The following is a 26233-nucleotide window of genomic DNA, read 5'->3' as shown; positions in this document are numbered from 1 at the left end:
AAGATCTAAATGGAAAATATACAAATGTTAATTGACGGACAATGGGTTGGAAGCGAACAAGAACAATGGATAGATGTGATTAACCCTGCTAGCGGAGAATTAATTACACAAATCGTTCGTGGTAATGAAAAACATGCCGATGACGCTGTTCAAGCAGCAAGAAAAGCATTGAAAAGTAAAGAATGGAAATCTTTCAAGCCTTTTGAAAGAGGTCAATTTTTACAAGAAACCGCAAGATATATTAGAGCGAATGCGGAAGAATTAGCGAAACTTGAATCAATTGATATTGGAAAGCCGAGTGCACAAGCAAAAGGGGATATTGAAGCAGCTGCTCGTTATTTTGAATTTTATGCTGGCTTGGCAGACAAAGTGTTCGGAGATAGTATTCCCATTGAAGAAGACTTATTGAATGTAACGGTTATTGAGCCGATTGGAGTTACACTTCATATTGTTCCTTGGAATTATCCAATACAAATTACCGCTCGTAGTGTTGCGGCTGCAATTGCTACAGGAAATGTAGTTATTGTAAAAAGTTCGGAAGATACACCACTGACAACTAATTTTTTAGCCAAATGGTTCCATGAAAAACTTCCGAAAGGAGTATTTCAACATCTTACAGGATATGGAGCAGAAATTGGCTCTGCATTGACTTCTCATTCAGGTGTCAACCAAATTACTTTTACAGGCTCCGTTCCAACAGGAATAGCAGTAATGAAATCAGCTGCAAACAATGTTGTGCCTGTTACACTCGAGCTAGGTGGAAAATCACCGAATGTTGTTTTTAAAGATGCTGATTTAGAAAGGGCAGTTCCTGTAATCGTTAATTCGATTGTACAAAATGCTGGTCAAACTTGTTCAGCAGGATCTCGTTTATTAGTAGAGGAAACGATTGCAGACGAATTACTAGAAAAATTAGTGGTGAAATTTAAAACTTTAAAAGTGGGACCACCAGCCAACAATGCAGATGTGGGACCGATTATTAATGAAAAACAGTACAAGCAAATTTTAGAGATTTTAGGGTCTATTGAGGAACAAGCAAAGGTTTTAGTAGGCGGGGAAGCTGTTCAAGTGGAAGGTTATGAAAATGGCTTTTATATCAGTCCAACCATAATCGAAGCATCTGATCATAATAATTCTTTTGTACAGGAAGAAATTTTCGGACCTGTGCTCAGTGTTGTACGTTTTAGTGATGTGGAGGAAGCAATTGAACTAGCAAATGCCACAGAGTATGGACTAGTTGCTGGCGTTTGGTCTAAAGATATTGATGTTGCACATTATGTCGCTTCACGTATTGACAGTGGTCAAGTTTTCGTTAATAGTTACGGAGCTGCAGGCGGCGTTCAGATGCCGTTTGGTGGATACAAAAAAAGCGGCATTGGACGAGAAAAAAGTCATTTAGCCGTACAAAACTATATCCAAATAAAAAATATTGCTATTCAAGTTCAGCTGTAATGTACTAAAGCAAGCTGAGTAAGGAGACGAAAAATGAAAGCACTAAGCACAATAAGTAGTTTTGCCGGTAAATACTTTGCTTTTATAGTAATCGTATTTTCCATCTTGGCTTTTATGGTTCCCAATTTATTTTCTTCATTTGGTGCGTATATAACGATCTTACTTGGAGTCGTCATGTTCGGCATGGGCTTAACGCTTAAAGCTTCTGACTTTAAATTAGTTTTTACAAACCCACTCCCTGTTTTAATAGGAATAGTTGCGCAGTTTTCGATTATGCCAACGATCGCTTTTATTATTGCTTACTTATTAAAATTACCCGCAGAACTTGCGGCAGGCTTAGTTTTATTAGGTAGTGTTCCTGGGGGAACTTCTTCCAATGTAATGGTCTATTTGGCAAAAGGAAACGTGCCTCTTTCGATTACGATGACGAGTGTTTCTACCTTACTTGCGCCTATCATGACGCCACTGCTATTGTTGATTTTTGCAGGGCAATGGTTGCCAATTGATCCAATGTCTATGTTTATGTCCATTATACAAGTGATTATTATTCCGATCATTTTAGGTTTATTAGTTAGTAAATATTTACCTACTGTTACCCAAAAAAGCGAATCTATTTTGCCGTTAGTCTCCATTGTGGCGATTACAATTATAGTTTCTGCTATTGTTGCAAACAATAAAGAAAATATTGCGACTGCCGGTGCACTAGTATTCGTAGCGGTATTAATGCACAATGGATTTGGTCTTCTGCTAGGATACTTTGCGGCGAAGGCTTTAAGACTTTCTCGTCAAGATCAGCGTGCCATATCGATTGAGGTAGGAATGCAAAACTCTGGGCTCGGTGTAGCTTTAGCTGCATCTTATTTCACGCCACTAGCTGCATTACCAAGTGCATTTGCATCTGCTTGGCAAGTAATTACCGGAACTTTTCTCGCTTCCTATTGGGCCAAACATGAAGTATCAAATGAAACTAATTCTACAGTACAAGTAAAATCACAATCTAAGACTTTAACTAAAATAGAAAATGTTAAATAAAATAAAAAAGCGTTGTAGTCATTAACTTGGCCTCAACGCTTTTTTACTTTTCAATTTTTAGTGTATACGATTAGACCAGTTCCCACTATATATACACTGAAGAGTAATTTTGGTACTAAATAAAACGAAATTGGAAGCATACTTATGCAGTTAAGTGGATAAGCTCCAAGCTATTCCTGTTTCAAGCCGCATCAATTATTGGAACTACAAAGTAATTCATGTAATAAAAAAATTAAGTTTAAAGAAACGAGAGACTATCGAATTGTAGATTTTCCATTTAGAAGGGCAGAGGTGAAATTACATCACAATTTGGACGCGGGGACCAGGGTTTTACATTGTGCAACCTTCTGGACCCTTAGATGAAAAAGAATACATAAAGCAACTAGAAGAGGTAAAGCGAAAACTAAAAGAAGCAGAGAAATGCTTTGCTATCGAGCTTTCTTCCAAAAATTATTTTAGAGACTAATGATAAGAGACTATAAAAAAATTGAAATTCTGCATTTACTAATAAAGGGAGCATTGATTCTACTAAACTATAGAAAGGAGAAATGTCATGTTTATCAGACCATGCGAAGGAAGAATCACTTCAAGGTTCAGTCCACTTCGTAAAAATCCGGTCACAGGCGAATGGAAAGCGCATAAAGGTGTAGATTTTGGAAATGATGGAAGCCCCCTCATAATAGCTTCTGAAAAAGGCACTGTTAAGCGAGCAGAAGTTATTGATGGATATGGAAATGCGGTCATCCTTACACATATTGTGAATGGTAATAGGTACGAAACATTGTATGCGCATTTGAAAACGATTACCGTAAAACCAGGACAAACCGTCAGTCAAGGACAACAAATTGGAGTTAAAGGCAACACAGGTAATAGTACAGGAGTGCATTTACATTTTGAATTGCATATTCCAAATTACGCACCAGGCCAACCAAATGCCGTAAACCCATTACACTATATAGTAGACCCAGAAGTGGCAGAGCTACAGAAAATGTTCGTTATGATTGGCTATCAGTTGAATGTTGACGGAATAGAAGGTCCAGTAACGGAAGCAGTCATTAAAAGCTTCCAACAATCAAACAACTTACAGACAGACGGAATAGTAGGAGCTAACACATTAGCTGCACTGAATAACGCAGTTGAATTGAAAAAGGAGGAATTACGTATGGCCGAGTCACAGCTTACAGTAGGACAGGAAGCACTTCGTCAAGAAGCAATGAGATTGAAAATTACAAATGGCAACGATCCACTTAAAAGTGTTAATCAATTTTATGCATGGGCGGTTGCAGTACCGATCGCACAGAAAGTCGAGGAGCTAGAAAAGCGACTTGCGGAATTAGAGAAAAAAATGCAGTAATAAAGAAGTTGTTGGATTAGTTTTTGTAGAGACTTATCCAACAACTTCTTTATTTTTTATGCCCGTTAATTTTCGTCATATTACACTTACTTTTGGGGAATAATAAGAAAAAGTTTGGTTTTGGTTGATTAGTGGTACTAGTGATGAAAAAGCTGAATAGCTGAAAAAGTCTGGATAGTACAGAGTAGTTGACGAATGACTAGTAATCTAATAGGATTTTAAGGCAAATGAATGTCAGCGACATAAGGAGGAAATGATGATGAAAAAAAGTAAGTTTTTATTGAGTTTAGTAGCTGCAGTGGTTCTACTGTTAGCAGCATGTGGTAATAATACTAGCAAAGAGAATGACAAAAACTCATTACAAGCAATTCAGGACAAAGGGGAAATAACAGTAGGGATAATGGGTACATATGCGCCTTATAATTTCCGAAATAAGGAGCAGGGATTTGATGGATTTGATGTAGATATTGCAAAAGAATTAGCGAAACGATTAGGTGTTGAAGCAAACTTTGTCGCACAGGAATTTTCAGGTTTAATCCCTGGGTTACAAAAAGGTAAATTTGATATGTTAGTTAGTCAAGTTACGATTACAGAAGATCGACAAAAACAATTAGATTTTACAGATCCTTATATTACAAATGATGTAAAAGTAATTGTGAAAGAAGATAATACTACTGTTCAATCAGTAGATGATTTTAAAGGCAAAAAGATTGCCGTTGGTTTAGGTACGAATGATGAAGCCTTTCTACGTAATGAGTTAATACCAAAAGTTGGGGAGTTCCAAATCAACACATACGACGATGTCATCACAACGCTTAAAGATTTAGATGCTGGACGCGTAGACGCGACAATTAATAATGTCTATGCACTAAAACCGATTGTTGAAGCAAATGGATTTCAGGTAAAAGCGGTCGGTGCACCGATTAAATCGGATCAAGCTGCAGTAGCTGTTAAAAAAGGGAATACAGAGTTAGTAGGTGCATTAAATAAAGCATTAGACGAAATGAAAGAGGATGGCACTTATAAAGAAATTTTCGTTAAGTGGTTTGATGAAGAACCGAAAGCCGAGTAAGAAAAGAGGTTGCGTACATGGATATGATAATAGATAATATACCCTTTTTATTAAAGGGTGCTTATTATACTTTATTAATAACGGTGGTATCTATGTTTTTCGGTTTAATAATCGGTTTGATCACAGCGATTGCACGTATAAAGGGCAATCGCTTCTTTCGTAATGTAGCGAGAGGGTATGTATCGATTATTCGGGGAACACCACCATTAGTTCAAATTTTTATCGTATATTTTGGGCTTGTCGATTTTGGGATAGAGCTAGGTTCATTGACAGCTGCTTATATAGCGTTAAGTATTAATATTGGTGCTTATGTATCCGAGGCATTTCGAGGAGCAATCCAAGCGGTGCCTGCAGGCCAAACTGAAGCTGCTCTTGCGACTGGAATGACAGAAGCACAGGCTATTCGCCGTATCGTTATTCCACAAGCAATACGTATCGCGATTCCACCACTAGGGAATACATTTGTTGGGATGTTAAAAGAGACTTCTTTAGTCTCCGTGATTGCAGTTACGGAGCTGATGCGCTCAGCGCAATTATTAATCGCACAGTATTATGTAAATATGCCTTTTTATCTAACGATTGCTTTAATGTATTGGATTATGAGCACCGTATTTACTTTTATCTTAAATAGATTAGAAAAACGATTATCCGTTTATTAAGGGGGAACAGTCTTGATACAGATAAGTGATTTATCGAAAAGCTTCGATCAACAGGAAGTGTTGAAAAATATTTCGCTGACAATTCCCGCTCATCAAGTAGTCGCTGTTATTGGACCGAGTGGTTCAGGAAAGAGTACATTTTTGCGTTGTATCAATGGATTAGAGAAGATTACTAGCGGAGCAATTTCTGTTAATAATCATCAACTCTTTGCAAAGGATGCGAAAAAAGTACAACAAAAAACGATTCATGCGATCCGTCAAGATACCGGTATGGTTNTGGTTTTCCAACAATTTAACTTATATCCTCATAAAACGGTGATTGAAAATGTAATGGAAGCATTGATCGTCGTGAAAAAACAGACGAAGGAACAAGCGAAAACAATCGCTTCAAAGGTTTTGAAACAGGTCGGCTTGCAGGAAAAAGAGAATGTCTATCCTTCGAAGCTCTCAGGTGGGCAACAGCAACGTGTAGCAATTGCACGTGCACTGGCCATGGAGCCTAAAATTATGCTGTTTGACGAGCCAACCTCCGCATTAGACCCAGAGCTTGTAGGAGAAGTGTTGAAAGTAATGAAAGAATTGGCTGATGAAGGGATGACAATGGTCATCGTGACGCATGAGATGAGATTTGCACAGGATGCGGCAGATCGCATATTATTTATGGCGGATGGTCAAATTGTAGAAGATGCAGAGCCGAAAAAGTTTTTCTTACATCCATCAACAGAACGAGCCCAAAAGTTTTTAGCAAAAGTAAACGAATTTTAAAAAAAGGAGCATGATAAACAATGGAAGTAAAAGCAATTTGGCAAGGTGGAAGAGCGTTTGAAGCAAAAGGAGCATCTGGTTATCCAATGGTAATGGATGCAACGGCAAACTACGGGGGAGAAGGAAAGGCTCCAACACCAACGGAAATGTTACTTAGTTCGTTAGCTGGTTGTATTGGAATTGACGTAACGATGATTTTAAAACCGCATTTAGAAAAAATCGAATCAATCGAAATCACAGTGGACGGGGCTCGTCGTGAAGAATTACCCACTGCATTTACGGGATACACATTATTATTTGATGTAAAAGGAGTTATTGATGCGAAAAAGGTTATACGCGCTATTAAACTTGGAGAAGAAAAGTATTGCGCTGTTTCTGCTTCGTTAAAAGCGGAAGTAACTTATCGATTAATATTAAATGGAGAAGATGTAGAAATACAAACAGCAGAAGGATAAAACAAAACCCACTCATCTATTAAAGATAAGTGGGTTTTTCGATGATTTAAACGAAAATGTCCACTTTTCGTTTAAATATGATATCGGCTCTTTGTCATCATACGGACTTTCATATAATTTGTCAAGTTTACGAGAATTCTATCCTTTATTGGATATTGCGGTATACGCCAACTACTTTACCGAGAATCGATACTTGGTCAACGATAATTGGATCCATAGAAGAATTTTCAGGTTGCAAGCGGAAATATGATTTTTCTTTGAAAAAACGTTTAACCGTAGCTTCGTCCTCTTCTGTCATTGCGACAACTATATCCCCATTATTAGCAGATTGTTGTTGTTTTACGACAACATAGTCTCCATCTAATATACCTGCCTCTATCATACTATTTCCCATAATCTCTAACATAAATAAATGATCATCGGCTGTACCGAATGTTTCAGGCAGCGGGAAAAACTCATCAATATTTTCGACAGCAGTGATTGGTAGACCAGCTGTAACTTTACCTACTAACGGAACATGGACAACACCTTGTTTTTCGGCAATACCATCAAGAATTTCAATTGCGCGTGGTTTCGTCGGGTCTCTTCTAATAAGGCCTTTGCTCTCAAGACGAGCCAAGTGCCCGTGCACAGTGGAACTCGATGCTAGTCCAACTGCTTCGCCTATTTCACGTACGGAGGGTGGATATCCTTTCGTACGAACTTCTTCCTTAATAAAAGCTAAAATGTCCTCTTGTCTTTTCGATGCTTTTTTCAATGAGTTCACCTCTTTTTTGGTCATTTTTCTACTAAATTCTTTCTTACTATAAGTATAACAGTCTCTCATACAATATGCAAACATAGGTTCTAATAAGTGTTGACAAAAACAAATGTTCGTTTTATGATAGGAACATACATACCGAACAAACATTCTAATTAGGGGGATTTAACGTGAATTGGGTAAAAGAAAACAATTTTATTACACTATTTTTAGGATTATGTGTTGTTTTTATGATGACGCTGATTATCTCTAATACATTATCGACAGAACAACAATCTGAAATTAAAATAGAACATGGTGACTCTTTATGGGAACTTGCAAATAAGTTTGCAACGGACGAACCCAAAGAAGAGTGGATAAATAAAGTAATGGTCATGAATAATTTACAAAGCTCACATATTCGAGTAGGGGAAGTGCTTGTTATTCCAGAGATACAGGAAAACTTTCATTTTGATCATGGCACAGAGATAGCGAGTGATAGTAATTGAAAGCAGTAATATATTGCCGTGTAAGCACGGAAAAAGAAACGCAAGAATCTTCTTTAGCTAGACAAGAAGAGGAACTGATAGAATTTGCACATGCTCAAGGTTATGAAGTATGTGAAGTGTTTGCAGATCAACATAGTGGATATGATATTGAGCGTGAGGGCTTGCTCGATTTACTTGTGTATATAAAGGATTTCGATATTAAAGCGGTTTTTGTTCAAGATGAGACCCGAATAGGTCGCGGTAATGGTCGAATGGCAGTGCTTCATTTGCTTCAAAAAACAAATACTTCCGTCTTTACTTTACAAGATAAAGGTATATTGAATTTAAATGAGATGGATTCTATGCTATTAGAAATTTTAGCACTGGTGGAGGAATATCAACGAAAGCTTCATAATGCCAAAATTAAACGGGGGATGAAACGAGCTGTTTCTAAAGGATATCGACCTGAGAAAAACTTAAAGGCAAAAGGAAATCCGGAAGGAAGAGAACGAATTGATGCACCTGTAAATGAAATCGTAAGGCTAAGAAATGCTGGGCTAACGTACGAAGAGATAGCTTCCACATTAAAAGGATTAGGCTTTGAAATAAGTAAGGCAACTGTTCATCGCAGATATATTGAATTTATGGAGACAGAGGAAGTGTAAAGACTTGCACTCTGTCTCTTTTTTCCTTACCTTTATAAGAGATACAAAAGGAAAGGATGATATATATGTTAAGTAAACAAAAACTAGCACGCATTAGCGAGCTCTCCAAAAAATCTAAAACAACTGGATTATCTATAGAAGAAGCAAAAGAACAAAGCGCTCTAAGAAAAGAATATTTAGAAACGTTCAGATCTACTATGAGAGATACAATTGAGAGTGTGAAAGTAATCGATCCTGCTGGAAATGATGTTACTCCTGCAAAAGTACAACAAGCTAAAAAAGGTAAGTTTCTGAATTAATTAATCATTTCAGAAACCATTGATAATAGATGCATTGTTGTCTAAACTAGAGCTATAGTTAAAAATTTTGTTCGAGAGGATGTCATTCATGTCATTACAGTCAGATTTACTTGCAATTAATACAATTCGTACCTTATCTATTGATGCAATCGATAAAGCGAATTCAGGCCATCCAGGTCTTCCAATGGGAGCTGCACCAATGGCTTATACATTATGGACTAAGCATTTACGTCACAACCCTAACAACCCAAACTGGTTTAATCGTGACCGTTTTGTTTTATCCGCAGGTCATGGTTCCATGCTTCTTTATAGTCTACTTCACCTTGGTGGGTACGACTTACCAATGGAAGAGATTAAAAACTTCAGACAGTGGGGCTCTAAAACTCCAGGACATCCAGAGTTCGGTCATACTGTAGGTGTAGAAGCAACAACTGGTCCTCTTGGACAAGGTATTGGAATGGCAGTAGGTATGGCGATGGCAGAAGCTCATTTAGCAGCTACGTACAACAAAGAAGACCATGCTATTGTAGATCATTACACATACGCACTATGCGGAGATGGCGATTTAATGGAAGGTGTTGCTGCAGAAGCAATTTCACTAGCAGGACATTTACAATTAGATAAGCTAATCGTTTTATATGATAGCAATGATATTTCTCTTGATGGAGATTTGCATAAATCTTTCTCTGAGAAAGTGGAGAAACGATTTGATTCTTATGGATGGAATTATATTTTGGTGGAAGACGGAAATGATATCGCTGAAATTTCCGCTGCAATTGATAAAGCAAAAGCACAAAATGATAAACCAACCCTTATCGAAGTAAAAACAGTCATCGGTTTTGGTTCTCCAAATAGAGCGGGTAAATCAGATGCGCATGGTATGCCTCTTGGAAAAGATGAAACAGCTTTAGCAAAAGCGGCATATGAATGGTTATTCGAAGGTGACTTCCATGTACCAGAAGAAGTATATGAGACTTTCAAAGAAGCTTCACAGCGTCAAGGAGTAAATGAAGAGAATGCTTGGAATGAAAGATTTACTTCATATGAAGCAGCATTTCCAGAGCTTGCTACTACATTTAAACAAGCAATCAGCGGAGAGCTTCCTGAGAATTTTGCGGATGCCTTGAAATCTTATGAAGAAGGTTCATCTCATGCGACTCGTTCTGCTTCTGGAGATGCAATTAACGCGCTTGCTCAAAATCTACCTTCATTCTTTGGAGGAAGTGCAGATTTAGCAGGTTCCAACAAAACAACGATGAAAAATGCTGGAGATTTTGCGGCAGAGAATTATGCAGGCAAAAATATTTGGTTCGGTGTTCGTGAATTTGCGATGGGTGCTGCATTAAACGGTATGGCACTTCATGGTGGCTTAAACGTATTCGGTGGTACATTCTTCGTATTTAGTGATTACGTGCGTCCAGCGATTCGTTTATCCGCTCTTATGGGATTACCAGTATCTTATGTATTTACACATGATAGTATTGCCGTGGGAGAAGACGGACCAACCCATGAACCAATTGAGCATTTAGCGTCGTTACGCGCAATGCCAGGTCTGTCAGTCGTTCGTCCTGCTGATGCAAACGAAACAGCAGAAGCGTGGAAACTTGCTGTATCTGCGAAAGATCATCCGACAGTACTTGTGTTATCTCGTCAAAACTTGCCTACACTAAAAGGTTCTGTTGAACAAGCAAGTGAAGGTGTTGCTAAAGGTGCATATGTCATTTCACCAAATGAAAATGCAGAAGCAATTCTACTTGCTACAGGTTCAGAGGTAAGTCTTGCAGTAGAAGCACAGACGGCTCTTGCTAATGAAGGTATTCAAGTTTCCGTAGTTTCGATGCCATCATGGGATCTATTTGAGAAACAAGATGCAGCTTACAAACAATCTGTATTGCCATCTCATTTAACGAAAAGATTAGCAATTGAAATGGGATCATCTCTTGGCTGGCATCGTTATGTTGGATTTGAAGGAGACGTCATTGCAATTGATCAATTTGGTGCTAGTGCTCCAGGGGAAATTGTGATGAAAGAATATGGTTTCTCTGTAGAAAACGTTGTTTCGAAAATGAAAAACTTACTTCAAAAATAAGAAATCTATAAAAGCAGTTCGAATACTTGTCGTTATTAGTATTCGAATTGCTTTTTTCTTTTAATTTATATAGAATGCATAGGGAATATATAGTATAATTTTCAGTGGTGTCTTGTACACGTAGACAAGAACGTAAAGGAGGAGAAAATATGCAAACTTGGATATGGATTATTATTGTAATCGTTGCGTTAATCGCTGGTGCGGCAATCGGTTTCTTTGCAGCACGTCAATATATGATGAAATACTTAAAAGAAAACCCACCTATCAATGAACAAATGCTTCGAATGATGATGGCACAGATGGGACGTAAGCCTTCTGAAAAACAAGTAAAACAAATGATGAACCAAATGAATAAAATGCAAAACAAATAAAAGCACTCTTCCACGAGTGCTTTTTACTTATTCAATAGCCTGTTTTCTAATAAAAAGTCCGCAACTACTTGTTCATATTCTTCGCTATTTTCATTAAATGATTTTGCATGCAATCCAATATCAAACAGCTTTAATGTTTTAGGTCCTTTTTTCTGTTCAAATAATTCCTCGGTCATTTTTGGCAGTATAAAATCGTCCTGCAAACTATGAATAAATAGCACTGGTTTCTCAATCTTATCTACTACATCAATTGGCGATATAAGATTTAATGTGTAACCATCTCGCATTTTTAAGAATAGATTCGCAAATCGAATGGCAAGTCCCGTGCGAAGAGGAGTTGACTTTTTGATGATGTGTGACACCTGCTCCTCAAAATTAGAAAAAGCACAATCGGAAATATAGAAATCTGCGTCATCTTTTATAGAACCGGCATATAGTAGCATAGTTGCTGCTCCCATTGATTCACCATGAATGCCGATAACCGCATTTTCTCCTGCCCGCTCTCGGACTACTTCTACAATAGACTGCAGATCAATCTTTTCATAAAAACCAAAGCTTGTTGTTTTCCCACCAGAATCTCCATGTCTTCGATGGTCATAGACGACGCTGTTGAAGCCTAGTCGTTCAAACATCCGTACAAAACGAAGGGAATTTATTTTGTTTTCGGTTACTCCATGACAAATAATAACGTAGTTTTTTGTTTCTAATGGCTCTACAAAGATGGCCTTTAAGGAATACCCATTTATTGACTCGATCCACTGCTCTGTTTTGTTCACCGCACGAAACCAAGCCTCATCAAACCGTTTCGATGTAACTTCGCGGTTTAATATGAAGTCATTTTCTTTTTTCTTCATATACATCAGCTTGTTTGTAACAAGAAATCCGAAAACAGTGGTGATCGCTGTGACGACACTCGTAAAAATACTCGTCCAAACGATTACTCTTTTTTTCATAGCCTCCACTCCTATTTATTTCGTATTCTCGACAATACTCTTATGTCTTAGCATATTCACAATATTTAAGGTTGTTACATTTTCTGGGTTACCAATAGTAAAAGGACAACTATTTAAATAAATTGCTCGTACGAAATTTTTTTCTTCTAATAATTTTTCCACAATTGGTAGGAGTTCATGCATACTTTTTACAGTTGTTTTATGAATATTTTACGTTTCCAGCTGACTCCCATTTCAATCTCGATAATTGTCCCCTTCTTTGGTAAACTATACATATGTATACCTACCATTCTATTGTAAGAATCGTAGTTAAAACAAGCAACTTTTTAAGATTTTTAGTAGAATAAGAAGGTAGTGGAAATTGGGGAACAAAATATAGGGGAAAATGAGGAGGAAATAAAAGTGACAAACGAAGTAGTTATCGTAAGTGCAGTTAGAACGGCAATTGGTTCATTCCAAGGTGCATTAAAAGATGTACCAGCAACAAAATTAGGTGCCATCGTCATTGACAAAGCGTTAGAAAAAGCTGGCGTAAGTAAAGATGCTGTAGATGAAGTAATCATGGGGAATGTACTTCAAGCAGGTTTGGGACAAAACCCAGCAAGACAAGCTTCCATCCAAGCTGGATTACCAGTAGCAGTGTCGGCTCTTACGATTAACAAAGTATGTGGATCTGGTCTAAAAGCAATCCACCTTGCTACTCAAGCAATCATTGCAGGAGATGCGGACATAATCGTGGCTGGTGGTATGGAAAACATGAGCCAAGCTCCTTATCTCTTGAAAAATGCACGAGATGGTTTCCGTATGGGTGATCAAAAAGTGGTAGACAGCATGATTTCTGACGGCTTATGGTGTGCATTTAATGACTATCATATGGGAGTTACAGCAGAAAATTTATGCGATCAATATAGTATTACAAGAGAAGAGCAAGATGCTTTTTCTGCAAGATCACAAGCTCGTGCTGTAAGTGCAATAGAAGAAGGGAAATTTGCGGATGAAATCGTGCCTGTAGAAATTCCACAGCGTAAAGGAGATCCGATCATTTTTGATACGGATGAATATCCGAAAAAAGGTTCTAATCAGGAAAAATTAAGTACGCTTCGTCCAGCATTTAAAAAGGATGGATCTGTAACTGCAGGTAACGCTTCAGGTATTAATGACGGAGCAGCTGCTGTAGTGGTGATGTCAAAAGCAAAAGCGGACGAGTTAGGGTTAAAACCACTAGCGACCATTGTAGCGAATGCATCGGCAGGAGTAGATCCAAGTATCATGGGAATCGGACCAGTGGAAGCTGTGAAAAAAGTGTTAAATAAATCGCAAATCGAGCTTTCCGATATTGATTTAATCGAAGCAAATGAAGCATTTGCAGCACAATCGATTGCAGTTGATAGAGAATTAGCTTTTAATCATGATAAACTAAATGTAAATGGTGGAGCTATCGCGCTTGGTCACCCAATCGGAGCAAGTGGCGCACGTATTTTCGTCACTTTACTTCATGAAATGGAAAAACAAGATGCGAAAACAGGTCTTGCAACACTGTGCATCGGCGGAGGCCAAGGAGTAGCGACAATCGTTAAACGTTAATATAAGAAGGTGAACCAAATGGCTAAGAAAAAGCAAAAGCAACAAGTAAAGCCAGCAGCAAAAAAAGAAGAAGGAAACGGTCTATTCGATCAGCTTTCTTCCGATGTGCTGGATAAATTAAAAGAAACAAAGAAACAGCTAGTAGCAGNAAGACAAGCACAGCTAGCTTTTGAAAAAAAGCAAAAAGAAAAAAATAAAACGTTTGAAGAACTACTGGATGAGTATGGATATGGTGGTTCGAAGTTTTAATAGCAGTACAATTACTGCCCAGAAATCTGTTTATTAGATTTCTGGGCAGTTTTTTAATAGTTATTATTTCATGTTTGGTAATTTATATACCCAAGCAAACTATTTGAAAGTCAAAAAAGGTCAGTGTATACTAAAGACAAAGGTTAAAGATAGTCAAAGTCAAATGATTATATGGGAGGAAATATATATGAAATGTCAACATTGTGGTAAAAACGACGCAACGATGAGCTTGAAAGTACAGATAAATCATCAAGGAATGCAAATGCACCTATGTCATACTTGTTTTGAAGATATTCAATCGCAATTGACTGCAGGGAAAATGCCGTCATTTAGCAGTGATGCACAACAGTTTTTCCAATCAAATGGTGGTCATCAGGCACGAACAAAAACAAGACAGGCAGATAATCAGCAAGGCAATAGTTTGTTAGACCAACTTGGGAAGAATATATCAAACGATGCGAAGGAAGGCAGAATCGATCCAGTCATCGGACGTGACCAAGAAGTAAAACGTGTGATCGAAACGTTAAATAGAAGAAATAAAAATAATCCGGTCTTAATCGGAGAGCCTGGTGTTGGTAAAACAGCCATTGCCGAGGGGCTTGCTGTGAAAATCCACGAAGGCGATGTACCAGTGAAATTAATGAATAAACAAGTGTACTTGCTAGATGTCGCATCCCTAGTAACAAACACTGGGATTCGTGGGCAATTCGAAGAACGCATGAAACAATTGATCGAAGAGCTTCAAACGCGGAAAGACGTTATTCTCTTCGTCGATGAAATTCATTTACTAGTAGGAGCAGGAACGGCAGAAGGTTCAAAAATGGATGCTGGGAATATTTTGAAACCAGCTTTAGCACGTGGAGAAATGCAGTTAATCGGAGCAACTACGTTGAAAGAATATCGTCAGATCGAAAAAGATGCTGCTCTAGAACGTCGCTTCCAACCAATTATTGTGAAGGAACCGACTACTGAAGATGCGATTCATATTTTAAATGGCATTAAGGATCGTTATGAGAACTACCATGGAGTGCGCTATTCGGATGAAGCGATACAAGCTTTTGTTACTTTGTCGCAACGTTATATTCAAAATCGATTTTTACCAGACAAAGCAATCGACTTGATGGATGAAGTAGGTGCACGCTTAAACTTAACCCATACGATAGCTGATTCAGATTCAATCAACACTCGTCTTAACGAAGTAATAGAACAAAAAGAAAAAGCTGCAGAAAAAGAAGACTACGAGAGAGCAGCAAATTTACGTATGGAGGAAATCCAATTGCGTAAACAGTTAGAGCAAGCAACTCAAAATGGAGACACTCCTCAAGTAGAAGTGACAGTTGCAGATATCGAATTAATCGTCGAAGAAAAAACAGGAATTCCTGTGACGAAACTACAAGCTGCAGAACAAGCGAAAATGAAAGGTATTGCAGAAAGTCTTGGTAAGAAAGTGATTGGCCAAGAAGGTGCGGTAGACAAAATTGCCAAAGCTATCCGTCGTAGCCGTGCAGGACTCAAATCGAAAGATCGCCCAATCGGCTCATTCTTATTTGTCGGTCCAACAGGTGTCGGTAAAACGGAAATTACTAAAGTCTTAGCAGAGGAACTTTTTGGTTCACGCGATACGCTGATCCGTCTCGATATGAGTGAATATATGGAGAAGCATTCGGTGTCTAAAATTATTGGTTCCCCACCAGGTTATGTAGGCCATGAGGAAGCAGGACAAATGACAGAACATGTTCGACGTAATCCATATTCCATTTTACTGCTGGATGAAATAGAAAAGGCACATCCAGATGTGCAAAATATGTTCCTGCAAATAATGGAAGACGGTAGATTAACGGATTCACAAGGCCGAACAGTCAGTTTCAAAGATACGGTTATCATTATGACAAGTAATGCTGGAACAGGCGACAAAAAAGTAAGTGTCGGGTTCAATCAAGCAGTACATGAATCGGTCAACATGCTTGAAACTCTAGGTGCTTATTTCAAACCTGAATTTCTTAACCGTTTCGATGCGATTATCGCATTTAATGAACTAACAGAAGAAAATTTACTGTCAATCGTAGACTTGATGCTTAAAGATTTACAAGAAACGATTGCGGAAAATAATATGGAAATAACTATTTCGTCCGAAGCAAAACATGCATTGGTTAAACTGGGTTACGACAAACGGTTCGGTGCTCGACCACTTCGTAGAGTGATTCAAGACAAAATTGAAGATCCATTAACAGATCTTATTTTGGAAGAAGATCATATTGAGAAGGTCCATGTAGATGTTGTGGATGAAGAAATCGTTGTTCGAAAAGTATAATTACATCTAACACCCCCTGAAATTTTTTTCAGGGGGTGTTAATTTACTAATGTTTAAATTTTTGCCAAGCATTCTTCGATAACAATTCCTAAATCTTTGTTGCTAGATAGTGTTTCTTTTAATTTTACTGATCTTGCTTTTATATCCATGCTTACCGATAATCAACCCTGTTGCCACTTTTGGGAGATAACGATTGACACGACTGTTCACAGACTTATCGCGGATTAAATTTTAATCTACTTTGACTTCTCTTTATGGAATAAAACTCAAATTAATTCTTCTCCCATCTGTTCTCCAGTATCAACCGATGAATGTCTGTTTTCTTCTGTTATTTGCGAAACTAATCCCTCTAGCGTATATCAAGTTTTCACGGGTTCTAATGTAATCCTGTGTTAATCTACATATATATTTAACTCAGTTCCTTCTTTTATGCCTAACCTTTCTGCAATTGACTTTGGGATTCGGATGCCTAAACTTTTTCCCCAACGGCTTACTTTTGTAACCAATTGGAACACACCTTATTACCCATCCGGTATAATACCTTCTAGCTTAAGTATATCTTATTATACATTTGAGGAATTTGAAAAATTAGAATTATCATAAGAGTTTTATGCTAAACTGAAAAATAAATAGAAATAACTACCACTAAAGGAAGGGGATTTTAGATGGTATGGATTAAGATTGGTCTGTTTGTATTTTCTATTTTTGTATTGATGTTTATTTTCAATAAAATCATGACAAAAGTTCTAAAAGTAGAGAAGAAAAGTATATTTTCTAATAGATATGTAAATGATCTCCATAAAAAAAATGGTGAAATAATAAGTATTTCATTTCTAGTAATAATCATCGCTTTCAATATGTGGAAGTTTGAAAATCCTGAATTAGCAAATAGTCCTTGGTACTTTCTGGGAGTTATAATAATCTTTTTTGTTTTGGATGCATTAGTACGTGCTTTGATGGAGTGGAAATATGCAACTAATCGCAAGGAGTATATTTATACATTGTGTGAAATGTTATTTATGATCATTATTATTTATGGATTTGCGCTAACTTTATGGGGTTGATTAATTAGGAAAGGGGATAGATTAATGATTCAAGCGGTGTTATTTGATTTGGATGGGACTTTACTTGACCGAGATGCATCTGTAAAGAAATTTATTGATAATCAATACGAACGAATAAGTAATTATGTAGGGCATATACCTAAAAAGGAGTATATGAATAGATTCATAGAGTTAGATTGTCGAGGATATGTGTGGAAAGATAAAGTGTATCAACAATTAGTGTATGAATATAAATTAGAAATAGATTGGGAGTACTTGCTACAAGATTACATAAGTGAATTTAAGCATCATTGTGTACCTTTTTCAAATCTCCATCGTATGTTGAAAGAGCTGAAAACAAATGGTTTTGTTTTAGGAATGATTACGAATGGGTTCGGACAATTTCAAATGGACAATATTATAGCTTTAGGGATTGAAAAGTATTTTGACGTAATTTTAGTATCCGAAACGGAAGGGATTAAGAAACCGGATCCTATAATTTTTGAGAGGGCATTAGAGAGGCTGAATGTGGCTGCTTCTCAAAGTGTTTTTATCGGTGATCATCCCGATAATGATGTGAGGGCTTCGCAATCGGTAGGAATGAAAGGTATTTGGAAGAAAGATTTTCAATGGGACACTTTTGAGACGGATTTTGTAGTGGAGGATTTAGGGGAGCTTTCAAAGCTTATTGAACAGCTGAATACGAGGTAGCTTTTTTTGAATCGCAAGATACTACCTGCAAATCGCAAAATAGGCTCTTCGAATCGCAAAATACCAGGGTCAAATCGCAAGATACCACTCAAAAATCGCAAGATAGACTCTCCAAATCGCAAGATCACCCTGATAACCAGATAAAACCCGCTGAACTCCAAGTTCAGCGGGTTTTATGTCGTTAAGCTCGATGCTCTGTATATACATCTTGTTTAGTAATATCTCGTGCTTTTACTAAAACATCCTCAGAAACTTCCGTATTGTAAGCTTCCAGCGTTTCTAAAAGCTGCTCTATGCTACTTGCACCAATTATCATTGATCCAGTGTCTTTTTGCTTGAGGACATGGTGAAGTGCAATTGCATTGATTGGTGCATCCAATGCTTCTAACTGTTTAATGGTTTTCAGCAATTCCTCACTGGAATAGGTCAGATATTCACCTGTTTTATTAGCCCGTTCAAGTCCTTCTGCAGTTAATAATCCTTTCGCAAGCGTGCCTCGAGTAAGTAAGGAAACTTGGTGTTCCTCAAGTAGTGGCAACCATTCTTCTGGTCTTCTATCTAGTAAACTATATTGCATCATGACAGAAACGGCATTACTATTCTTTAGAAAGCGATCGATTACATTCGGTCGGATAGAAGAAATGCCATATTCTCGTATAAGGCCTTCTTTTTTCAGTGTTTCCATCGTATCGATTACTTCATCTGTATCGTCTTCCATTGTGCCGCCGTGCAATTGGTATACGTCAATATAATCGGTTTGCAGTCGTTTTAAAGATTCGTGGATAGCAGTTGTAATCCACTTTTTCGATGGATCCCATGACCATCCGTCTCCGTTTTCGTTCATGCGATTGCCGACCTTTGTTGCTAAAATGATCCGCTCACGATTATTTTTAAGCGCATTTCCTACAATTTTTTCATTTTCTCCGTGATTGTATAAATCTGCGGTATCGAAATAATTGATGCCGTGTTCGAGGGCAACTTGTATAATTTTCTCTGCTTCTTGTTGGCCTGTTGGTAGTGACATACAACCAAAGCCTATTTCCGAAACGAGAATTTTACTATTCCCTAATTGTCTTTTTTTCATATTGTATCACGTCCTTTTCTTCATGGTACAATGAGAGCAAGACAGTTTCAAATGAAAGGAAATGAAAAAATGAAAAAATTCGAGGAAAAAACTATTCAAACAGAACAAAAGTTTAAAGGTAGAATCATCACTTTACAAGTAGATGACGTAGAATTACCGAATGGTCAAACTGGTAAAAGAGAAATAGTGAAGCATCCAGGAGCAGTTGCAGTTATTGCGATTACAGAAGATAAAAAAATTATTTTAGTCGAACAATATCGAAAAGCTTTAGAACGTTCCATTATTGAAATACCTGCTGGAAAAATCGAGCCCAACGAAGCGCCAGAATTAACGGCTTTAAGGGAACTAGAAGAAGAGACAGGCTATACGACAGACAAGCTGCAATATATTCAATCATTTGCCACATCTCCAGGATTTGCTGATGAAATTATCCATCTTTACTTAGCTGAAAATATTGTGGAACTGGAAGAAAAAGTAGATATGGATGAAGATGAATTTGTCGAATTGATGCATGTGTCATTGAACGAAATGGAATCTATGATTGATAGAAAAGAAATATATGATGCGAAGACTGCTTTTGCATTTCTTTGGGTAAAAAACTACCTAAAGTAGACATCTTTAATCGTGGTACAAGCATATGATGAGAGTAGATAGGGAGGTGTTCCAACTTGAACCAGTCTTATACTATTCTCATTTCACTATGCGTACTCGTTTTTAGCTTTATCGGTGGTTTATATCTCTTTGAAAAAAGCACACCAGAACAGCAGCAATGGATTATTAATCTCCTGGACGCACGTGTTCTATTATTAGAACAGCCTACTTTTCTGGAAACTATTTTCCCGCATATCATGATTGCTGTTGTATTCTTTTTGTTTTATCAGCATCGTTATTTGCGCAAGCTCATCTTGATTCTTTGTGCTTTTCGCATTACGTTTTACGGGTTTGCCTCTAGTTACTTGCTTCAAACACAGGAATCTACATTTCCTTATGTGTTTTGGTGGTTCCCATTTCAACTCATCTATTGTTTACTTCTTCTAGCGCTTGCAAACCGGGTCAATGTATTCTCGCTTTCCTTCTATATAATTGTTATTATTATAGAGTTCTTCTTTATACCATTTATATTATTTAATAATTAGTACCTTTTAATAATTATTATTAAGTGAATGTCTTGTAATGAGAATTCATTTTTTGGTATAATGAAAGAAGTTTAGGGGGGCGTCATATGGAAAGCCGTATTGATCGTATTAAAAAACAATTATCTGGTGCGGGCTATAAACTGACGCCGCAGCGAGAATCGACTGTTCGTGTTTTGCTTGAAAACGAAGAAGACCATTTAAGTGCGGAAGATGTATTTTTATTAGTAAGAGAGAAATCACCAGATATTGGACTTGCAACCGTGTATCGAACACTTGAATTATTGAATGAATTGAATGTCGTCGACAAAATTCAATTTGGAGATGGTGTTTCCCGATACGATTTAAGACAAGAAGGAGCAGCACATTTCCATCATCACTTAGTATGTATCGAATGTGGTGCTGTAGACGAAATTCAAGAAGACTTACTAGAAGACGTGGAAGCAATTGTGGAAAATAAATGGAACTTTAAAATAAAAGACCATCGATTAACGTTTCACGGAGTATGTCATCGCTGCCAAGATAAATAACCGAAAAAAGGATAGCATATGCTGTCCTTTTTTTCATAGGGAGGTTCTTTTTTGAAAAACGGATTAGTGCATTTAGAAGATTATATACATTTTTTACGAATTGAGCGCCAGCTTGCGGAAAACACATTAGTATCTTATAAAAAAGATTTAGTCGATTACATACGGTCCGTATTGGAAACGCAACAATTACATAATTTAGACCTTGTTGAGCGACAACATATTTTAGTTCACCTACGAAAATTAAAAGAAGAAGGGAAGTCTGCACGCACGATTGCAAGACATATTTCCTCCATCCGATCATTCCATCAGTTTTTACTACGGGAAAAAGTGACAACTAAAGATCCAACAATTCACTTAGAGCTACCTCAAATCGAACAAAAGCTGCCAAATTTTTTATCTGTAGAAGAGCTAACGAAGTTATTGGACAGTATCGATTTGTCCAAGCCTCAAGGAGTTCGTGATTTGGCGATGTTTGAGTTAATGTATGCAAGTGGTATGCGGATAAGCGAATGTCTAAATTTAGATTTAGAAGACTTACATTTAACGATGGGATTTGTAAGAGTATTTGGTAAAGGTGGTAAAGAACGAATTATTCCGCTTGGCGGTGCGGCAATCCGTGCTTGTGAGAGGTATTTAGAGGAAGCAAGACCGAAGTTATTAAAACAAGCGGAACGAACAGATGCAATTTTTATAAGCCAACGAGGTAAACGATTAACTAGGCAAGGTATTTGGAAGCTATTAAATAAGCATGTGCTGAGTGCAGGTATTCAAAAGGATATTACACCACATGTACTTAGACATTCATTTGCCACCCATCTTATCGAAAATGGGGCGGATTTACGTGCGGTTCAAGAAATGCTAGGGCATTCCGATATTTCTACTACACAAATTTACACGCATGTAAGCAAAAAACGTTTGAAAGAGGTTTATAAACAGTTTCATCCACGGGCTTGAGTTCTGTCTAAAATTTGAGTGCAAGGTTCTCCACTTTAAAACTTAAGGAGAACCTTGCCACTCTTATGCTCTTTTTTTATAAACTTATATAAAAGAACAATATAAATCAAATCATAAATTAAAGTAGCTATAGAGATCATCGTAATCAGATGCGTTCTAAAATATAGAAAGAATGCAATAGAAGCTAATAGGGTTCCTAGCATTTTAAAAACTGCAATGGATATAGATTGACCGCTCGAATTACCTCTTTTTAATAATAACGAGATAAACAGTCCGGACATCATTAAATTTTGTGCAAAAGCAGCATATTTCCCTTCAACATCATGGAATTCAACTGTCATAGCAATAATAATTAGGAAGCTTACTCCAAGTGTTAGGAAAAAAGATAAATAGAAAAACCTTGCTGAAATATATTTTTTGAATTCCTGACGACCAAAGATTATAAATTGAATTAAAATAATAATGTCCAGTACGAACCAAATGCTCGTGATTAATCTTTGCGGATCATCTGGCGGATAGATAAATAAGAAGATAAATTCCCATGATATATTTGCACAAATTGCTACCATAGGCATTCCATATTTCTTATCTTGAAATCCACGTTTTATAATGAGTATGTATGTAATTATCCAAAACAGACCAGTGCCTACTTGTAAAAATAATAGAAAATCATCTTGATTATTCAACTACATCCCCCATTATTAGCCAATAATAATTATTCTCTCCACTGACAATATATGAGTTGGAATTCATTGTTTATGTCAAAGGAAGTTTATTAAACTCTTAAATTCTATACTAAATCCTCAGAATTGTTTCTAGCGCATGAATATGACTTAATCCATGGAACCAAAAAAAATAGCATTTACTACATAAAGAGGGAATGCCCTACAGTATGAAATGTTTCAAAGGATAATAGAAGACCCAAAATTATACCTTGAGGGAGAGGAATAATGGGAAAAAAGCACCCAAAAACTTGTTAAATACAAAAAAACCAGTGGACAACGATCAAGAAGTAGAAGAACAGTTAAATGGTATAGGTGCTGTATATGGCAAGATCATTTTTTAAAATAGAATGAAAAAAGGATGGACTCAAAAAGAACTTGCTGAAAAAGCAAGTGTTGAATTGAAAACAGTTACTAGAGCAGAGGGGGGTCTGTAAATTTAGGAACAATCACTTATGAAAATATATTTAAAGCCTTAGATTTGAATACTGTTGCTGTCGCAGAAATGATGTATCACTTGACGCGTCAGCAAGTCAACGAAGAAAGTTTGACAGTACATCATGCATAAAAAGAAATCATTCTCTTTTAGTAGTTTAGTCTATGCAAACGATTAGCGAAATTATCCCTTTTTAAGAGAGTAATTTTATATTACAGCTAGTTTCCGGTATTTTATTTTACTGGGGGCTGGCTGTTTATTTCGTTTTATATACAAATATTGTTATAATAGGTACACAACAAATAATAAAATAAGTCAGAGGTCTGACCTGTACATTCCTGAAATTTTTGGTAAACTAGAAGAAAATAGTAGGAGGCAAAAAAATGAGCAAATTCAAACGTATTCATGTTATCGTAATGGACTCCGTTGGTATCGGCGAGGCACCTGATGCCGCTGCTTTCGGAGATGTAGGATCACATACTTTAGGGCATATTGCAGAGAAAATGAATGGCCTTCACATGCCGGAGATGCAAAAGCTTGGACTTGGCAATATCGATAGAATTCAAGGGATTGAACGAGTAGAACAGCCAACTGCATATTTTGGAAAAATGCAAGAAGCCTCTGTGGGGAAAGATACGATGACAGGACATTGGGAGATTATGGGGCTGAATATTGATAAGCCTTTTAAAGTCTACCCAAATGGATTCCCGCAAGAATTAATCACCGCTTTAGAAGAAAAAATAGGTCGGAAAGTAATTGGTAATAAACCAGCGAGTGGTACAGCTATTTTAGATGAACTAGGCGAAGAACATATGAAAACAGGCGCAATAATCGTTTACACTTCAGCAGATCCTGTTTTACAAATTGCTGCACACGAAGAAATTGTTCCTTTAGATGAACTTTATCATATTTGTGAAGTGGCAAGAGAATTGACGCTTTCTGAGGAATTTTTAGTCGGTCGAGTGATTGCACGTCCATTTATCGGACAGCCTGGAAATTTTGCTAGAACGTCGAATCGACATGATTATGCTTTAAAACCTTTTGGCCGTACAGCGATGAATGAATTACAGGATGCAGGATTAGATGTCTTGGCAATCGGTAAAATTTATGACATTTTTAATGCAGAAGGAATTACTGCTACGGAACGTACAACGGACAATATGGACGGTATGGATAAATTTATCGCGACATTAGATAAAGATTTTACTGGCATTAGTTTCTTAAATTTAGTAGATTTTGATGCTTCTTTTGGACACCGTCGTGATCCAATTGGATATGGGAAAGCGTTAGAAGAATTCGATGCACGTTTAAAAGAAGTATTGCCCCAGTTAACCGAGGAAGATTTACTTATCATAACTGCGGACCATGGGAATGATCCAACAATGCCAGGTACGGATCATACACGTGAATTTGTTCCGTTAACTGTTTATTCTCCGGCATTAAAAGAAATGAAAGAGCTTCCAATCCGCATGACATTTGCGGATATTGGTGCAACGATTGCTGAAAACTTTGGCGTTGCTAAAACTGCATTTGGCGAAAGCTTTTTATCTTTATTAAAATAAATGTTAAGGCGGGAAAACACATGAATATGCTTGAATTAATAGATAAGAAAAAACGCAACAATTCACTTACAGAAGAAGAAATAAACTATATGATCACGAAATATACTAAAGATGAGGTGCCAGATTATCAGATGAGTTCGATGCTTATGGCCATTCTCATCAATGGTATGGATGAAAATGAGACAGCTTGGTTAACGAAGGCAATGGTGGAATCAGGCGATGTTATTGATCTTTCCAGTATTGAAGGATTTAAAGTGGATAAGCATAGCACAGGTGGGATTGGCGATAAAGTAAGTTTACTTGTCGCGCCTATTTTAGCATCCCTAGATATTCCTATTGCTAAAATGAGTGGTAGAGGTCTTGGAATTACTGGAGGCACAGTTGATAAGCTAGAATCGATTGATGGCTTTCATGTAGAGTTGGAAGCGGATGAATTTATTAAACAAGTAAATGAACATAAAATTGCGATTGTCGGTCAATCGGGTAATTTAACGCCAGCAGATAAAAAATTGTACGCTTTACGTGATGTGACAGGAACAGTCGACAGCATTCCATTAATCGCTTCTTCCATTATGAGTAAGAAAATAGCGAGTGGTGCGGATGGGATCGTGCTTGACGTAAAATGTGGTAAAGGCGCATTTATGAAAGATTTAGAACATGCCTCCGAGTTAGCTAAAACGATGATTCAAATCGGTGAAAGTTTAGGTAGAAAAGTAGCAGTTGTTATCACTGATATGAATCAGCCGCTTGGTCATAATATCGGTAATAAGCTAGAAGTAGCGGAAGCTTATGATTTCCTTAGCGATTATAAAACGAGTGAACAAGGCTTGTTGGATGTGACGATTGCGATTTCTTCTAAAATGTATCAACTTGCGACGGATGTGAGTGATGAAGTTGCAGAGCAAAAAGTGTTAGAAACACTTTCTAAGGGTGCTGCACTAGCGAAATTGGAAGAATTTATTACTGCTCAAGGCGGAGATGCTTCGGATGTTCATGCGAAAACTACAAAACATGAGATCGAAGTGAAAGCTGCCAAAGATGGGTATATTAGCTTGATTGATGCAGAATTAATCGGAAAAGCTTCACTTTTAGTAGGAGCAGGTCGTTTAACAAAAGCGGATGTATTAGATTTTGACGCTGGGGTTAAATTGGTAGCACTTAATGGGCAATCAGTTAAAAAAGGCGATACACTAGCAGTTCTGTATTCTAACAAAGATGCGGTGGAAGAGTCAGTTCGATTGATCGAGGAAGCTTATTCGATTTCGGATGCTCAACCAGTGAAAAATCAGTCTATATTGAAAATCATGTAATACTTGTGAGGAAAGCAGCCAAACGTCTAAATTTGGCTGCTTTTTTGTGTGTAGAGGGCTTTCTATGCTCGCGTGTTCTTATAATGCGCGGATGCAGGATTTTATTGCTCGGATAGGAGAGAAATATGAGCGGATATGGTGTTCTAATGCTCGAGTGTTTTTTTATGCTCGGATAGGAGAGATATATGAGCGGATACAGCAGTCGAATGCT

The 26233-nt window shown here is 37.3% G+C and carries 28 protein-coding genes; 23 read left to right on the top strand and 5 right to left on the bottom strand.

Annotated features, from left to right (window positions below; genetic code table 11):
- The first annotated feature begins 9 nt into the window (after nucleotides 1-9).
- The 8 genes from FG382_RS02475 to FG382_RS02445 all read left to right on the top strand — a co-directional run bounded on the left by FG382_RS02475 (nucleotide 10) and on the right by FG382_RS02445 (nucleotide 6789).
- Complete coding sequence (locus FG382_RS02475; protein ID WP_142537279.1) at nucleotides 10-1452, top strand: aldehyde dehydrogenase family protein; 1443 nt, start codon at nucleotides 10-12, stop codon at nucleotides 1450-1452.
- Nucleotides 1453-1485: 33 nt separating this feature from the next.
- Nucleotides 1486-2484 carry a bile acid:sodium symporter family protein gene (locus tag FG382_RS02470; protein ID WP_142537278.1) on the top strand — a complete coding sequence of 333 codons (999 nt, stop codon included), beginning with the start codon at nucleotides 1486-1488 and terminating at the stop codon, nucleotides 2482-2484.
- A gap of 337 nt (nucleotides 2485-2821) precedes the next feature.
- Nucleotides 2822-2950, top strand: a complete 129-nt coding sequence (locus tag FG382_RS23350; protein WP_268238256.1) for a hypothetical protein — start codon at nucleotides 2822-2824, stop codon at nucleotides 2948-2950.
- Between the two features lie 87 nt (nucleotides 2951-3037).
- A complete protein-coding gene (locus tag FG382_RS02465) occupies nucleotides 3038-3838 on the top strand; it encodes a peptidoglycan DD-metalloendopeptidase family protein (protein WP_142537277.1) in 801 nt (266 codons plus the stop codon).
- A 253-nt stretch (nucleotides 3839-4091) separates the two neighbouring features.
- Nucleotides 4092-4910, top strand: coding sequence for a substrate-binding periplasmic protein (locus FG382_RS02460; protein ID WP_188713300.1), 819 nt, complete (start codon nucleotides 4092-4094; stop codon nucleotides 4908-4910).
- 17 nt (nucleotides 4911-4927) lie between these two features.
- Nucleotides 4928-5569 carry an amino acid ABC transporter permease gene (locus FG382_RS02455; protein WP_142537275.1) on the top strand — a complete coding sequence of 214 codons (642 nt, stop codon included), beginning with the start codon at nucleotides 4928-4930 and terminating at the stop codon, nucleotides 5567-5569.
- A gap of 12 nt (nucleotides 5570-5581) precedes the next feature.
- On the top strand, nucleotides 5582-6334 hold the full coding sequence (locus FG382_RS02450; protein WP_142537274.1) for an amino acid ABC transporter ATP-binding protein: 753 nt from the start codon (nucleotides 5582-5584) through the stop codon (nucleotides 6332-6334).
- 20 nt (nucleotides 6335-6354) lie between these two features.
- A complete protein-coding gene (locus FG382_RS02445) occupies nucleotides 6355-6789 on the top strand; it encodes an OsmC family protein (protein ID WP_142537273.1) in 435 nt (144 codons plus the stop codon).
- Between the two features lie 145 nt (nucleotides 6790-6934).
- Here FG382_RS02445 and lexA read toward each other — a convergent pair whose 3' ends face one another.
- Complete coding sequence (lexA, locus tag FG382_RS02440; RefSeq protein ID WP_142537272.1) at nucleotides 6935-7546, bottom strand: transcriptional repressor LexA; 612 nt, start codon at nucleotides 7544-7546, stop codon at nucleotides 6935-6937.
- 173 nt (nucleotides 7547-7719) lie between these two features.
- Between lexA and yneA the strand changes: the two genes are divergently transcribed.
- From yneA to FG382_RS02415, 5 genes are all read left to right on the top strand, one after another.
- Nucleotides 7720-8037 carry a cell division suppressor protein YneA gene (yneA, locus tag FG382_RS02435; RefSeq protein WP_142537271.1) on the top strand — a complete coding sequence of 106 codons (318 nt, stop codon included), beginning with the start codon at nucleotides 7720-7722 and terminating at the stop codon, nucleotides 8035-8037.
- Nucleotides 8034-8681: a YneB family resolvase-like protein gene (locus FG382_RS02430; protein ID WP_142537270.1), complete on the top strand. Its 648-nt coding sequence runs from the start codon at nucleotides 8034-8036 to the stop codon at nucleotides 8679-8681. The genes yneA and FG382_RS02430 overlap by 4 nt, the downstream gene beginning before the upstream one ends.
- 65 nt (nucleotides 8682-8746) lie before the next feature.
- Entirely contained in the window at nucleotides 8747-8980 is a 234-nt protein-coding gene (locus FG382_RS02425; RefSeq protein ID WP_142537269.1) for a DUF896 domain-containing protein, read from the top strand.
- A gap of 88 nt (nucleotides 8981-9068) precedes the next feature.
- Complete coding sequence (gene tkt / locus FG382_RS02420; RefSeq protein WP_142537268.1) at nucleotides 9069-11069, top strand: transketolase; 2001 nt, start codon at nucleotides 9069-9071, stop codon at nucleotides 11067-11069.
- A 149-nt stretch (nucleotides 11070-11218) separates the two neighbouring features.
- On the top strand, nucleotides 11219-11440 hold the full coding sequence (locus tag FG382_RS02415) for a YneF family protein (RefSeq protein WP_142537267.1): 222 nt from the start codon (nucleotides 11219-11221) through the stop codon (nucleotides 11438-11440).
- Nucleotides 11441-11463: 23 nt separating this feature from the next.
- Here the strand turns inward: FG382_RS02415 and FG382_RS02410 are convergent, their stop codons facing one another.
- The gene (locus tag FG382_RS02410) at nucleotides 11464-12393 is read right to left on the bottom strand and encodes an alpha/beta hydrolase (protein WP_142537266.1); all 930 of its coding nucleotides are present in this window, start codon (nucleotides 12391-12393) and stop codon (nucleotides 11464-11466) included.
- A gap of 402 nt (nucleotides 12394-12795) precedes the next feature.
- Between FG382_RS02410 and FG382_RS02405 the strand changes: the two genes are divergently transcribed.
- The gene (locus FG382_RS02405) at nucleotides 12796-13977 is read left to right on the top strand and encodes an acetyl-CoA C-acetyltransferase (RefSeq protein WP_142537265.1); all 1182 of its coding nucleotides are present in this window, start codon (nucleotides 12796-12798) and stop codon (nucleotides 13975-13977) included.
- Nucleotides 13978-14413: 436 nt separating this feature from the next.
- Entirely contained in the window at nucleotides 14414-16537 is a 2124-nt protein-coding gene (locus FG382_RS02395; protein ID WP_142537263.1) for an ATP-dependent Clp protease ATP-binding subunit, read from the top strand.
- A gap of 392 nt (nucleotides 16538-16929) precedes the next feature.
- Here FG382_RS02395 and FG382_RS23145 read toward each other — a convergent pair whose 3' ends face one another.
- Nucleotides 16930-17043 carry an AbrB/MazE/SpoVT family DNA-binding domain-containing protein gene (locus FG382_RS23145; RefSeq protein WP_229677316.1) on the bottom strand — a complete coding sequence of 38 codons (114 nt, stop codon included), beginning with the start codon at nucleotides 17041-17043 and terminating at the stop codon, nucleotides 16930-16932.
- A gap of 159 nt (nucleotides 17044-17202) precedes the next feature.
- Here FG382_RS23145 and FG382_RS02385 point away from each other — a divergent pair, with 159 nt between their 5' ends.
- Nucleotides 17203-17601, top strand: a complete 399-nt coding sequence (locus FG382_RS02385) for a DUF4181 domain-containing protein (protein ID WP_142537262.1) — start codon at nucleotides 17203-17205, stop codon at nucleotides 17599-17601.
- Nucleotides 17602-17625: 24 nt separating this feature from the next.
- A complete protein-coding gene (locus tag FG382_RS02380; RefSeq protein ID WP_142537261.1) occupies nucleotides 17626-18291 on the top strand; it encodes an HAD family hydrolase in 666 nt (221 codons plus the stop codon).
- 181 nt (nucleotides 18292-18472) lie between these two features.
- On the opposite strand, the gene FG382_RS02375 is transcribed toward FG382_RS02380, so the two are convergent.
- Complete coding sequence (locus tag FG382_RS02375) at nucleotides 18473-19375, bottom strand: aldo/keto reductase (protein WP_142537260.1); 903 nt, start codon at nucleotides 19373-19375, stop codon at nucleotides 18473-18475.
- 69 nt (nucleotides 19376-19444) lie between these two features.
- Between FG382_RS02375 and FG382_RS02370 the strand changes: the two genes are divergently transcribed.
- The 4 genes from FG382_RS02370 (at nucleotide 19445) to xerD (ending at nucleotide 21992) form a co-directional block, all read left to right on the top strand.
- Nucleotides 19445-19987 (top strand): NUDIX hydrolase, encoded by a 543-nt coding sequence (locus FG382_RS02370; RefSeq protein WP_142537259.1) that lies wholly within the window; start codon nucleotides 19445-19447, stop codon nucleotides 19985-19987.
- A 56-nt stretch (nucleotides 19988-20043) separates the two neighbouring features.
- The gene (locus FG382_RS02365) at nucleotides 20044-20511 is read left to right on the top strand and encodes a hypothetical protein (RefSeq protein WP_142537258.1); all 468 of its coding nucleotides are present in this window, start codon (nucleotides 20044-20046) and stop codon (nucleotides 20509-20511) included.
- A gap of 86 nt (nucleotides 20512-20597) precedes the next feature.
- Entirely contained in the window at nucleotides 20598-21038 is a 441-nt protein-coding gene (fur, locus tag FG382_RS02360; RefSeq protein ID WP_142537257.1) for a ferric iron uptake transcriptional regulator, read from the top strand.
- Between the two features lie 51 nt (nucleotides 21039-21089).
- The gene (gene xerD, locus FG382_RS02355; RefSeq protein ID WP_142537256.1) at nucleotides 21090-21992 is read left to right on the top strand and encodes a site-specific tyrosine recombinase XerD; all 903 of its coding nucleotides are present in this window, start codon (nucleotides 21090-21092) and stop codon (nucleotides 21990-21992) included.
- Nucleotides 21993-22027: 35 nt separating this feature from the next.
- Here xerD and FG382_RS02350 read toward each other — a convergent pair whose 3' ends face one another.
- Nucleotides 22028-22678, bottom strand: coding sequence for a transmembrane-type terpene cyclase (locus tag FG382_RS02350; RefSeq protein ID WP_142537255.1), 651 nt, complete (start codon nucleotides 22676-22678; stop codon nucleotides 22028-22030).
- 855 nt (nucleotides 22679-23533) lie between these two features.
- Here FG382_RS02350 and deoB point away from each other — a divergent pair.
- Nucleotides 23534-24712: a phosphopentomutase gene (gene deoB / locus FG382_RS02345; protein WP_142537254.1), complete on the top strand. Its 1179-nt coding sequence runs from the start codon at nucleotides 23534-23536 to the stop codon at nucleotides 24710-24712.
- A 20-nt stretch (nucleotides 24713-24732) separates the two neighbouring features.
- A complete protein-coding gene (locus FG382_RS02340) occupies nucleotides 24733-26022 on the top strand; it encodes a thymidine phosphorylase (protein WP_142537253.1) in 1290 nt (429 codons plus the stop codon).
- The last annotated feature ends 211 nt before the right edge of the window (nucleotides 26023-26233 follow it).

Source organism: Psychrobacillus lasiicapitis, from assembly GCF_006861795.1.
Classification (GTDB): Bacteria; Bacillota; Bacilli; order Bacillales_A; family Planococcaceae; genus Psychrobacillus; species Psychrobacillus lasiicapitis.
This window is presented reverse-complemented; position numbering and strand designations above follow the sequence as displayed.